14 protein-coding genes are annotated in these 12,332 nt (G+C 44.4%); 1 reads left to right on the top strand and 13 read right to left on the bottom strand.

Going from position 1 to position 12,332, the window contains the following annotated elements; all coding sequences use genetic code 11:
* Positions 1-5 precede the first annotated feature (5 nt).
* The 13 genes from pepA to treP form a co-directional block, all read right to left on the bottom strand.
* Positions 6-1,070 (bottom strand): glutamyl aminopeptidase, encoded by a 1,065-nt coding sequence (pepA, locus tag D8802_RS06530; RefSeq protein ID WP_125395237.1) that lies wholly within the window; start codon positions 1,068-1,070, stop codon positions 6-8.
* Positions 1,071-1,184: 114 nt separating this feature from the next.
* Entirely contained in the window at positions 1,185-1,424 is a 240-nt protein-coding gene (gene yidD, locus D8802_RS06525) for a membrane protein insertion efficiency factor YidD (protein WP_125395236.1), read from the bottom strand.
* On the bottom strand, positions 1,424-2,146 hold the full coding sequence (locus D8802_RS06520; protein WP_125395235.1) for a pseudouridine synthase: 723 nt from the start codon (positions 2,144-2,146) through the stop codon (positions 1,424-1,426). Before D8802_RS06520 ends, yidD begins: the two co-directional genes overlap by 1 nt.
* Positions 2,133-2,702 carry an SMC-Scp complex subunit ScpB gene (gene scpB, locus D8802_RS06515; protein ID WP_000105288.1) on the bottom strand — a complete coding sequence of 190 codons (570 nt, stop codon included), beginning with the start codon at positions 2,700-2,702 and terminating at the stop codon, positions 2,133-2,135. Before scpB ends, D8802_RS06520 begins: the two co-directional genes overlap by 14 nt.
* A 12-nt stretch (positions 2,703-2,714) precedes the next feature.
* The gene (locus tag D8802_RS06510) at positions 2,715-3,449 is read right to left on the bottom strand and encodes a segregation/condensation protein A (protein WP_125395234.1); all 735 of its coding nucleotides are present in this window, start codon (positions 3,447-3,449) and stop codon (positions 2,715-2,717) included.
* A complete protein-coding gene (gene xerD / locus D8802_RS06505) occupies positions 3,449-4,183 on the bottom strand; it encodes a site-specific tyrosine recombinase XerD (protein WP_312023259.1) in 735 nt (244 codons plus the stop codon). The genes D8802_RS06510 and xerD overlap by 1 nt, the downstream gene beginning before the upstream one ends.
* The gene (gene cbpB, locus D8802_RS06500; RefSeq protein WP_000560696.1) at positions 4,180-4,641 is read right to left on the bottom strand and encodes a cyclic-di-AMP-binding protein CbpB; all 462 of its coding nucleotides are present in this window, start codon (positions 4,639-4,641) and stop codon (positions 4,180-4,182) included. The genes xerD and cbpB overlap by 4 nt, the downstream gene beginning before the upstream one ends.
* Positions 4,638-5,159 (bottom strand): metallophosphoesterase, encoded by a 522-nt coding sequence (locus D8802_RS06495; RefSeq protein ID WP_125395232.1) that lies wholly within the window; start codon positions 5,157-5,159, stop codon positions 4,638-4,640. Before D8802_RS06495 ends, cbpB begins: the two co-directional genes overlap by 4 nt.
* Positions 5,135-6,106, bottom strand: a complete 972-nt coding sequence (locus D8802_RS06490; protein WP_125395231.1) for a nucleoside-triphosphate diphosphatase — start codon at positions 6,104-6,106, stop codon at positions 5,135-5,137. Before D8802_RS06490 ends, D8802_RS06495 begins: the two co-directional genes overlap by 25 nt.
* A complete protein-coding gene (gene racE, locus D8802_RS06485; RefSeq protein ID WP_125395230.1) occupies positions 6,103-6,897 on the bottom strand; it encodes a glutamate racemase in 795 nt (264 codons plus the stop codon). The genes D8802_RS06490 and racE overlap by 4 nt, the downstream gene beginning before the upstream one ends.
* 204 nt (positions 6,898-7,101) lie before the next feature.
* Positions 7,102-7,347 (bottom strand): YneF family protein, encoded by a 246-nt coding sequence (locus D8802_RS06480; protein WP_000364986.1) that lies wholly within the window; start codon positions 7,345-7,347, stop codon positions 7,102-7,104.
* A gap of 144 nt (positions 7,348-7,491) precedes the next feature.
* Positions 7,492-9,117 (bottom strand): alpha,alpha-phosphotrehalase, encoded by a 1,626-nt coding sequence (gene treC, locus D8802_RS06475; RefSeq protein ID WP_125395229.1) that lies wholly within the window; start codon positions 9,115-9,117, stop codon positions 7,492-7,494.
* 178 nt (positions 9,118-9,295) lie between these two features.
* Entirely contained in the window at positions 9,296-11,263 is a 1,968-nt protein-coding gene (gene treP / locus D8802_RS06465; protein WP_185758211.1) for a PTS system trehalose-specific EIIBC component, read from the bottom strand.
* 184 nt (positions 11,264-11,447) lie between these two features.
* On the opposite strand from treP, the gene treR reads away from it, so the two are divergent.
* Entirely contained in the window at positions 11,448-12,161 is a 714-nt protein-coding gene (treR, locus tag D8802_RS06460; protein WP_125395227.1) for a trehalose operon repressor, read from the top strand.
* Positions 12,162-12,332 lie beyond the last annotated feature (171 nt).

The raw sequence follows: 12,332 nt of genomic DNA, 5'->3' as shown, positions 1-12,332 counted from the left end.
ATTCTTTAATAATGTTTAATCAAATCAACCGTTGAACGATCCAATTTTTTCACTAGGGCTTGCAAGAAAGCTTGGGCTTCTAGGAAGTCATCCATAGCGTAGAGAGTTTGGTGAGAATGGATATAACGAGCGCAGACACCGATAGTTGTAGATGGGACACCACCATTTTTCAGATGGGCTGCTCCAGCGTCCGTTCCGCCTTTTCCACAGTAGTATTGGTACTTGATACCAGCCTCTTCAGCCGTTGTCAAAAGGAAATCCTTCATACCCGGGAGAAGCAAATGACCTGGATCATAGAAGCGAATCAGTGTTCCATCCCCAATCTTGCCTTGGCCACCATAAACATCACCAGCAGGTGAACAGTCAACTGCCAGAAAAACTTCTGGGTCAAACTTAGTTGTAGAAGTATGAGCGCCACGAAGCCCAACTTCTTCTTGGACATTGGAACCAAGATAGAGTTCATTTCCCAGTTTTTGACCTGACAAGGCTTGAGCTAACTCGCTCACCATGAGAACACCGTAGCGGTTGTCCCAAGCTTTTGAGATGATATTCTTTTCATTGGCTGTTAGGATGGCACTACTATCTGGAACGATAGTGTCTCCAGGACGAATTCCAAAGCTTTCTGCTTCAGCCTTGTCTGCAAACCCACCATCAAAAATGATATCTGAAATAGCTGCCATGGTTGGCCCACCTGTTCCCCGTGTCAAATGTGGAGGAACAGAACCTGAGATCACTGGGATTTCACGACCATCACGAGTAAAAAGTTTAAAGCGTTGACTACTTACCACCATAGGGTTCCAGCCGCCGATTTCAACGACACGGAAGGTACCATCTGGCTTGATCTCACTGACCATAAAACCAACTTCATCCATATGAGAAGCGACCAAAACACGGGGCGCATCGGCAACTTCCGAATGCTTGATACCGAAAATGCCACCTAAACCATCTGTCACCACTTCATCCACATGCGGTGTCAACTTTTCACGAAGATAAGTCCGGACAGGCGCTTCATGACCTGAGATAGCAGCAAGCTCTGTTACTTCTTTGATTTTTGAAAATAATGTTGTCATATCAGTTCCTTCTTTCTGTCCTCCATTTTACCACTTTTTATAGGAGAAGGATAGTGGAAATCTTAATCTTCCAACTTCCTTTCTAGAGTATACAAAAAAGAATCAGGCTGATTCTTATTGTTTATGATTTCGTTTGAGGGAAAAGTGGTCTGGGACAGGATCTTTTCCTATTTTCGACCAAGGATGGCATCGGAAAATTCGAGCCAAGCCCATCAAAACACCCTTGAAGCCATGTTTTTCAATAGCCTGAATCATGTAGTTGGAACAAGTCGGCTCAAAGCGACAAGAGGGTGGAAAGGCTGGTGAGATAAAACGTTGGTAAAAGCGTACTGGCGCTATTAAGATTCGTTTCATTATTTCTTGGTTACAGCCATGGTGTGTAGTTGGCTGATTTCTTTTTTGTTAAGGCGACGGGCTTCACCTGGACGGAGACCTGTCAAGTCTAAGTGTCCAAAACGTGTCCGAGACAACTTATCCACTTGAAGACCGACGGCTTCAAACATCTTTTTAACCTGATGGTTGCGTCCTTCATGGATAGTCAACTGCACTACTGAGCGATTTTTGACTGGGTCCACTTTGAGAATCTCATAGACAGCTGGCTTGGTTTTCTTGCCATCAATCTCAAGACCACGGGTCAAGGGGCGAAGATTGTCCTTGTTGGCCACACCTTTAACACGCGCGACATAGACTTTGTCAATCTCATTACGGGGGTGAATCATTTCATCCGTAAAGTCCCCATCGTTGGTCAAAATTAAAACACCTGATGTATCCCAGTCCAAACGTCCAACTGGGTAGATGCGCTCCTTGACATTGGGCAAGAGGTCGACAACAGTCTTACGACCCTTGTCATCTGTCACACTGGAAATCACTCCACGTGGTTTGTTAAGCAGATAGTAGACCTTTTCTTCGTTGTAGATAGGTTGGCCTTCAACTTCAACCTTGTCGCCTGATTTGATGGTCATTGCTAGTTCACGCACCACTTGGCCGTTGACCGTCACCAAGCCTTGCTTGATCAACTCTTCTGCTTTTCTCCTACTGGCCACACCTGCGTGGGCAATATACTTATTGATTCTCATCTTCTTCTATCCTTTCACCAAATAATTGGCTTTCTTGGGCTTGAATCTCAAGCTCATCAATCACTGGCAGTTCTTCCAAATGGTTAATTCCCATGTAATCTAGGAAATAATCCGTAGTTACATAGAGGTTGGGGCGGCCCAACACTTCTTTTTTCCCATCTTCTCGTATCAAGTCAAAAGCCTGCAACTTTGCCAAGGCCCCGCTCGAATTGACCCCACGGATAGCATCAATTTCTATCCGCGTAATCGGCTGCTTGTAGGCAATGATGGACAAGGTCTCAAGGGCAGCCCGAGATAAACTCTGGTTAATGGGCGCCTTGGAGTATTCCTTCAAAATCGCTGCAAATTGAGGTTTGGTCACCAATCTGTAAGCGCCACCTGTCTCAATCAGGGACAAGCTCGACTCTTGGTCTTTTTCATACTTCTGGGCTAATTTTTCTAAACTCTGCTGGATGCCTGTTGGTGGAAGCGATAGGAGTTCAGCCAACTGACGGACTCGAATCCCATCTTCACCTGCTACAAACAAGAGCGCTTCTATTTCTGCTAAAGTACTCATCTTTCCTCTCTATCAAGTCAAACCTTGCTCCGCTTGACTTTTTTCCTTCTTTTCCATGAGATAGATATCTCCGAAACTCTCCTCTTGCACGAGGACTAACTCCTGGGTTTTGATTAACTCTAGGGTTGCCAAAAAGAGGGTAATGACCTCTTGGATATTTTGGGCTTCCTTGAACAAATCCTGCAAACGTAACTGGTCCCGTCCAGCCACGGAATCTTTTACGATGACCATCATATCCTCAATCTTATACTCATCCCGCAAAATGGTCGTGTGGTTCTGAGCGAACTCCTCTTTTTTCTTGGCTAGGATATTTGAAAAAGCCAAAAAGAGGTCAATGGTCGTCTTGTCATGCACAAGCTCCGCATCCTCGTAAATCAACTCTGTTGGCGCTTTGGAATAGTACTGGGCCCGATCTTGGTGCTTAGCCTCCAAGTGCTCACCCAAGAGTTTGAACTTGCGGTATTCTTCGATTTGAGAGAGAAGATCCTGCTCCAGGTCGTCCTCCAAATCAGCCACTTCTGCCACCTTTGGAAGAAGCTTGCGGCTCTTGATCAGCATGAGCTGACTGGCCATAACCATATACTCACCCGTCACTTCCAGACGCATGGCCTGCAGGGTTGAGACATAGGCTAGATACTGTTCGATAACTTCTGTGATCGGCACATCGTAAATATCCATCTGATACTTAGAAACCAAGTGCAAGAGCAGGTCCAGGGGCCCTTCAAAATCTTTTAATTTAATATCCATTATCTATATTTTTCTAAGGTCAGGACTGTTTTTAGTCCTAATTTTTTTGCAATTTCGTACAAATCGACCTTCTTTTCTATTTGTCTTAGAATGAACTGTTCCCGCAAGGCTTGGGCTGATAAGGCTGGGAAACCTTTCTCCTTGACAAAGGACTCTAGCTGACGAAAGGCCCACTGACGAGAATAGGCTTTTCCTCCCCTTTCAAAGAGATAGGTCTGCCCCATCAAGGGTTTTAGCTCTGGAATCAAAGTCGTGGGTATGGTAACAATCCTCTGTTGGGAAGCCTTGTTGATTCGCAGCACCTGAAAATCAAGATTGATATCTGCAACCTTAAGGGCTAAAATCTCACTTGGCAGCAAGCCCATTCCCAAGATAAGAAGCGCCAGCAAGCGTCCTTCTGGATAATTACTTTCCTGCCAAAAAGAGTCTAGGTCTAGAATCTCTGGCTTTTCAGTCTTCTTTTCAGCTTGTTTGGCTAATTCCAAACGATAAAAACTGTCCACTTCACCTTTTTGATAGAGAAAGTAGAGAAATTGGTTACAGGCCGAAAGTTTTCGCTTCTGGGCGCTGATTTTTAGATTGGCTAGCTGGGCTTGGTAAATCTTGAGACCGGTCTCCGAAATCCGCTCACCTACAATGTCTAAAAATTGCTCCAAATCATACTTATAAGACTGCTTGGAATTGGCAGACAATCCCTGCTTTCCCTCTAAAAAGTCTGAAATCCTCTCTCTCATTTGCATCGAATCTCGTATTCCTTACTAAAGTCATGCAAGAGGGCATTGACAGCCTTGAGGATAGATTTACGCGTGATGATTCCTTGGAAAATCCCTTCATCATCTACCACTGGCAAGAAGGGTTCATCCACCAGTTTATGGAGGACCTCTGTGATGTTATAGTCTGGAGCGACAACTGCCACATCTGTCTTGGTCATATTGACGATATCTGTCGTTGCCATCTGTTCATCCGTCAAACCTTGCTCCATTTGATAAGCCAAAATATCTCTCAAGCCAATGGTTCCAACAAAGCGTTTGTCAAAGGTCACAACAGGGATACGGGTATAAGTGATTTGGCTCAACACTAAAATCGCATGGTCAGCATTATGGGTATCAATCAAAGCCGCTAGATTCTCAGCAGGGGTAAGAAAAGTCTCTTCCTGCTCCAGTAAAAATGCTTCAAATTCCTTGGCAATCATCGAGTAAACTCCTTGGACAAGCCTGAATAAACCTCATGATCACGTGTCAAAAAGTCTACTTTGAAATAGCTGTCATCAATCTCCACACGGGCATAGAGGCATTCTCTGATGGTTCCTCGTGGTTGGCTGATGGAGCCTGGATTGAGAAAGAGTGTTTTGCCTTCCATCCAAGCATTTGGCACATGCAAGTGACCATAGAGACAGATGTCCGCTTCTTCTTCCTGAGCCCAGTAGTCCAACTTTTGAAAGTTGAAATTGATATCAAACAAGTGTCCATGCGTCTGGATGATCTTGGTTGGACCAAGTTGAGTTACCAAACGTTCTGGGTAGCCAGCATAAAAGTCCATGTTGCCTTTGACGACATGGATGCCCTCCCAGAGCGGAGAGTCTGGACGGAGTTCTGAGTCACCATCGTGAAAAATGGCATCAACTTTCCCCAGATAGCGGTCACGAATTTTTTCCACAATCAAGCTATCTCCGTGGGAGTCACTCATTACAATGATGGTTTGCTTTGCCATGATGGAAATACCTCCAAAAGTTTCTTAACGGCTAAGGCTCGGTGGGATTGGCTATTTTTTTCTTCAAGGGTTAGCTCTGCTGAGGATTTCCCTGTCTCTCCCACAAGGAAGAGGGGATCATAACCAAAACCATTCTCCCCCTTGGGCTCAAAGTTGATATAACCTGGCCAGTCAGCTTCAACCACCAAGCTTTCCTTGTTTGGACTAGCTACGACTAGGGTTGTGTGGAATTGAGCCGAACGGTCCTTGAGATCAAAGACCATGGCCAATTCGTGCAAGAGTTTGGCATTGTTTTCACGGTCGGTTGCTCCTACACCTGCAAAACGAGCTGACCAGACACCTGGCAAGCCACCGAGGACATCGACTTTGAGACCAGAGTCATCTGCTAGCACCACCTTGCCTGTTAATTGGGAAATAGTTTCTGCTTTAAGTCGAGCATTTTCTTCAAAGGTCATGCCTGTTTCAGCTACTTCAGGCAGATCTGGATAGTCATTGAGATTTTCCACGTCGTAGCCTAGTTTGTCAAAGATAGCTCGGAATTCCTTGGTCTTGCCCTCGTTACGAGTCGCAATGAGCAGAGTTTCTCTAACCTTGCTAGTCTCAAAGAAGGCTTCTACATTGACCCCTTCTTTAGGCAATTCGACATGCAGGAGTTGTCCATTTTCAACTAAGAGCAGGGTTCCCTGACGTTGGATGACTTCCAAGTTACGTCCTGCTTCTGCATTTAAAATCTCAACGATAAAGGAGAGCAGACGGTAGTTAGAAGACCAGCGCATCACCGTTATCGTAATCGGAAATCCATTTTCCTCGTCACGAAAAATCCGCGCTAAATCCATAAAATCAAGCTCGAGAGGATCTTTGATGAGGCTATAGATGCCTCCATAGACATCCCAGACACCAACATACCAGTCCTGGTCGTCCTTGTATTCATAAATTTTGTTTGTCATAATGTTACATGCTCCACATGAATTTCTTTTTCCAGCCATTCTGCTCCAATTTGGGCAAAACTTTGGCTATTGGCTGTTGTGTAAAAACGATGTTGAAGAGGTCCCGCATCTCGGCTACGATTGATTTCAAAATAGTTCAGCAAAACCGAGATATCCCGTACACACTCTGCCCCACTATCGATGAGCTGAACCTTTGGTCCCATGACATTTTGGATGATAGGGCGAAGGAGTGGGTAATGGGTACAACCCAAAATCAGGCTATCCACCTTGCCGACCAAGGGACGCAGGGTTTCATAGACCACTTTCTTGGTGACACTGGTTGACAGGGCACCAGACTCCACCAAGGGAGCAAACTTGGGACAGGCCAAACTCTCCACCTGTAAATCCGGATCCAGATCATGGATTTTCTGACGATAGATGTCTGATTGGACCGTCATGGGGGTTCCAATGACTCCGATTTTCCCGCCTTGACTGGACTTGATGGCTGCCGAAGCTCCTGGCAAAATCACACCTAGGACAGGAATATCTAGTTGGACCTTGATTTCTTCCCAGACGACCGCAGTCGCAGTGTTACAAGCAATGACAATCATCTTGACATCCTTGGTCAAGAGAAAGTTGACCAACTGCCAAGTATATTCACGGATTTGCTCAGCAGGACGGGGACCATAGGGCGCCCGTGCCGAATCTCCAATATAGACGATTTCTTCATGGGGAAGCTGGCGCATGAGCTCACGTACAACGGTCAAGCCCCCGACACCCGAATCCAAAAAACCAATTGGTCGATTATCCATACAGTCTTCTTTCTAGTCTTTTTCTGATTGATAGTTCATCATAATTACTCGTCCTAAATGAACGGATAGACAGCTTGATAGAATGGCAACTGCCTCTCTCTTAATCATAATCAAATATCAATAGAATGCAAGGAAAAAGTCTTATCCTTGAGAACTATTGAACATAGTGAGAAGTCTGGAACTTTCATCCCAGACTTTTCCTATTTATTTCTTTTTATTGTTAGCAAGAGCTGCTTTTTGTTGGCGGATGATTTGGTGGTAAACTTGTTGTACCTTGGCTTCGCTTGGTTTTTGACCATTTGCACTCAAGAGAGCACGAACTGCCTCAGCGTTCAAACGTGGGTTGTCCGCAAATTCTTTTTCGATTTGCTTACGAACCAAGTACATCCCTCCAAGAGCTCCTCCTAGAAAAGCTAGCACAATCAAGACAATTGCTAAAAGTAAATCCATTCTTTTTCTCCTGTTTCTTTTTGAGTCTTCTATATTATACCATAAAGTGACTTTCCTGACTAGTTTGTTTTACGCTTTCACGAAGGGTAAAAGGCGACAAAAAAGGAGCCCTGCATTTCGATGAAAGAGGGCTCCTTGCTGCGTTTAATTTACATAAATAGCCAGTGTTTGATAAGGTTTGAGCAGAATTTTCTCAGCCACTTCTGTAGTTTCATAGTTAGAAAGCAAAATTTGTCCATTTTGGTAGTCTACTGGTAAGTCGATTTCCACTTCTGTGGCATAAAAGTTATTGAGGACCAGTAATGTTTCATCCTTATACTGACGTTCAAAAGCGTAGACTTGCTGACTGTCTTCAAAGGCTGGTTTGTAACTTCCTTCTGAAATGATTGGCATTTCCTTACGAAGTCGAATCAAGTTTTGGTAGAAGGTGAAAATTGGGCCTTGGATGTCATTTTCTACGTTGATATCTTTATAGGATTTACCAGCTTTCAACCATGGAGTGCCTGTTGAAAATCCTGCATTTTCTGAGGCATCCCACTGCATAGGAATGCGTGAATTATCTCGTGACTTGGCCTGAATAATCTGGAAGGCTTCTTGCTCACTTTTCCCTTCTTTTAAGAGCATCTGATAAGCATTGATGGACTCGACATCCACATAGTCAGCCATGGAATCATAGTCTGGGTCAACCATTCCGATTTCCTCACCCATGTAGATATAAGGTGTCCCACGTGACAGGTGAATGCTGGCAGCCAGCATAGTCGCCCCTTCATTGCGGAAATGTTGAATATCGATAAAACGATTCAAGGCTCGTGGTTGGTCGTGATTGTTCCAAAAGAGGGCGCTCCAGCCGTTTTTATCACTCATCTCCTTGCCCCAGCTATGATAAAGACTTTTCAACTCTTCAAAATCAAAGGGAGCCAAGGTCCACTTTTGTCCATCCTTGTAGTCCACCTTGAGATGATGGAAATTAAAGGTCATGGATAATTCCTGACGGTCAGGTGACGAATAGAGGACACAGTTTGCCATGGTGGTTGAGGACATTTCCCCAACTGTCATAAAACTATCGTCTGATCCAAAAGTGGCTTGGTTCATCATGCGCAAATAGTCATGAACGATGGGCTTGTCTGTGTAAGCTGGCTTCCCTTCATTTTCAGGACAGTCCACCAAGACCTCATCCTTACCAATCAAATTGATCACATCAAATCGGAAACCTTTGACTCCCTTGTCTCGCCAGAAATTAACAACCTTGAAAAGTTCCTTACGGACATTGGGATTGCGCCAATTAAGGTCAGCCTGGGTCTCATCAAAGAGGTGAAGATAGTATTTCCCCGTATCCCCGAAAGGCGCCCAGGCAGAGCCGCCAAACTTAGACTGCCAATCTGTCGGTTGGTCTTGGATGAAGAAAAAGTCTTGGTAGTACTGGTCGCCAGCTAGGGCTTTCTGAAACCATTCGTGTTCTGTCGAACAATGATTGAGCACCATATCCAGCATAAAGTCAATCTTGTGCTCCTTACCAACACGCACCATTTCCTCAAAATCAGCCATATCACCAAAAAGAGGATCTACTGCCATATAATCTGAAATATCATAACCATTATCCCGTTGGGGGCTTGGATAGAATGGATTGAGCCAGACCATATCCACGCCCAGTTTGGCTAGATAGGGGATTTTTTCGATAATCCCACGGAAATCCCCAATACCATTTCCAGTGGTGTCTTTGTATGATTTTGGATAGATTTGATAGACTACTTTTCTTTTATCAAGTGCCATCCTGTTTCTCCTTTTCTGATAAAAGGGAGGAACCTCTGTTCCTTCCCTGTTTGTTTTATTTCAATTATACTCAATGAAAATCAAAGAGCAAACTAGGAAGCTAGCCGCAGGTTGCTCAAAGCACCGCTTTGAGGTTGTAGATAAAGCTGACGTGGTTTGAAGAGATTTTCGAAGAGTATTAGATTCGTGTAGCGACCATGAGAGCTTCCCCAGCTTGGATAGTTGTTGGATAAGTTCCAGTGATAGTCGCTGTATAAGCATCTTGGTTAGTGATGATAACAGGAGTTTCTGTTACGAGACCTGCAGCCTTAATGACATCTATATCAAAACGAATCAATTTCTGACCAACTGTGACGTGATCTCCTTGAGCTACAAGACTTTCAAAACCTTTGCCATCAAGACCTACTGTATCCATACCGATGTGGATGAGCAATTCTACCCCTTCGTCAGAGACAATACCAACGGCATGCTTGGTAGGGAAAAGCACCGTCACTGTCCCATTGACTGGAGAAGTCAACTCACCTTGGCTTGGTTCAATGACTAGACCTTGTCCCATGACGCCTGATGCAAAAACAGGATCCGTCGCTTGACTCAATTCTTTCACTTGACCAGCAAGTGGGCTGACAATTTCTACTGGAGCAAGGGTTACTGGTTCATGAGTCACAAATTCTGCTTCTTCTTGGGCAACGAATTCTGCCTGTAAGGCTGTATCGTCCTCTGTTTTTGTAAAGAAGCCTGCCTTACGGAAGAAGAAAGTCAAGAGCATTGGTACAGCAATAGCAACTAGCATGGTTCCTGCAAACGGCAGCATGTATTGAGGTTGAATAGAGAGGATACCTGGTAAACCTCCGATACCGATAGAAGCCGCAGTTACATTGAATGTAACGGACAACATGCCTGCAAGGGCTGAACCAATCATCCCAGCTACAAATGGATAAATGTACTTGACATTGACCCCAAAGAGGGCTGGTTCTGTAACACCGAGATAGGCTGAAATGGTTGCAGGAAGTGAAACCTGAGCCTCACGATCATCATGACGGTGCATGAAATAATAGGCAAATACAGCAGAACCTTGGGCAATATTAGAAAGGGCAATCATTGGCCAGAGAGCCGTTCCGCCAGCATCCGCAATCAATTGTGTGTCGATGGCATTGGTCATATGGTGCAGACCTGTGATGACAAATGGAGCGTAGAGGGCACCAAAAATCGCACCGAAGAGCCACTTAACTGGACCAGTCAAACCTGCCAAGACAACTGCTGAAAGTCCTTGTCCGATTGTCCAACCGATTGGTCCCAAGACAGTGTGAGCCAAAATCAAAGCTGGAATCAATGACAAGAAAGGCACAAAAATCATGGAAATGACTTCTGGGATATGCTTGCGCCAGAAAATTTCAAGATAAGACAGACTCAAACCTGCAAGCAAGGCTGGGATAACTTGAGCCTGGTAACCAATACGATTAACAGTAAAGTAGCCAAAATTCCAAACCCAATTTGCTGCGATTTCTGATGCAGGTGTTGAGGCAACTGCATAGGCATTGAGCAACTGAGGTGAAACCAAACAGATCCCGAGAACAATCCCCAAGATTTGGCTGGTTCCCATCTTACGAGAGACAGACCAGGTAATTCCTACTGGCAAGAACTGGAAGATCGCTTCACCAGGCAACCAGAGGAAGTGATTGACTCCTGCCCAAAACTGAGAAGATTCTGTGATGGTTTTGCCATCCAACATTGACCAATGAACACCCTCCAAGACATTACGGAAACCGAGGATCAAGCCTCCAACAATCAAGGCTGGAATAATCGGTGTAAAGATCTCCGCTAGAGTGGTCATGACACGTTGAAGTACGTTTTGATTGCTCTTAGCTGCCGACTTGGCTGCTTCTTTGGAAACACCCTCAATGCCTGAAACAGCTGTAAAATCATTATAAAAAATTGGCACGTCATTCCCGATAATCACCTGAAATTGACCCGCATTTGTAAAGGTCCCTTTAACGGCTGGAATCGACTCGATAGCCTTGACATTGGCCTTCTTTTCGTCTCCGAGAACAAAGCGCATCCGTGTCGCACAGTGGGTGACAGCAGTGACATTCTCCTTGCCTCCGATCGCCTGAAGCAGATCTTTGGCTTCTTGTTCAAATTTTCCCATTTGATTCTCCTTATACTTGTCAAAGCAAGCTTGACTTGATAGTTCTATTGTAAACGATACCAAACTTGTATGCAACTTGTTTGTGATAAAAAGAGGATATTTTTGGATATTTTCTAGCACTTGTATGGTAAAATAGATACAGGTGTCCATTGAACTAGACTAAAAACCCATTTAAGGAAGTAATATGAAGAAATACCAACAATTATTTAAGCAAATCCAAAAAACCATTCAAAACGAGACTTACGCTGTCGGAGATTTCCTCCCCAGCGAGCACGACCTCATGAGCCAGTATCAGGTGAGCCGTGACACCGTCCGAAAAGCTCTAGCCCTACTCCAAGAGGAAGGATTGATCAAAAAGATAAGGGGGCAAGGTTCCCAAGTCGTCAAAGAAGAAACGGTCAATTTCCCTGTCTCCAACCTAACCAGCTACCAAGAACTGGTCCAGGAACTTGGACTTCGCTCTAAGACTAATGTCGTCAGTCTGGACAAGATCATTATCGATAAAAAATCCTCACTGATAACCGGCTTTCCAGAGTTTCGGATGGTTTGGAAGGTAGTCCGCCAGCGTGTGGTGGATGATCTGGTATCGGTTCTGGATACGGACTATCTGGATATGGAACTGATCCCAAATCTCACTCGGCAAATTGCTGAGCAGTCTATCTACTCGTATATAGAGGACGACCTCAAACTCCATATTGATTATGCTCAGAAAGAAATTACTATTGACCACACCAATGATCGAGACAAGATTCTCATGGACATTGGCAAAGACCCTTATGTCGTTTCAATCAAGTCAAAAGTCTATCTCCAAGACGGACGCCAGTTTCAGTTTACTGAAAGTCGGCATAAACTCGAAAAATTCAGATTTGTCGATTTTGCAAAAAGGCATTCAAAATAAACACTTACAGTTGGGGATACTCTCAACTGTTTTTCTTCTTAGTATTATTGTTATTCTTAGATTTATGGAAGAATCATTACAAACTAACTAATCTTACCACTTGATAGGAGAGTCAGGTAAAATTTGGTAAAAGTTTAGTTTTGCTCATGTAAGCCCTTGCAATAGATGGAT

Source organism: Streptococcus oralis (genome assembly GCF_003943395.1).
GTDB lineage: Bacteria > Bacillota > Bacilli > Lactobacillales > Streptococcaceae > Streptococcus > Streptococcus oralis_BF.
Note: the sequence above shows the minus strand (reverse complement) of the source record. Positions and strands in the feature narration are given on the sequence as shown.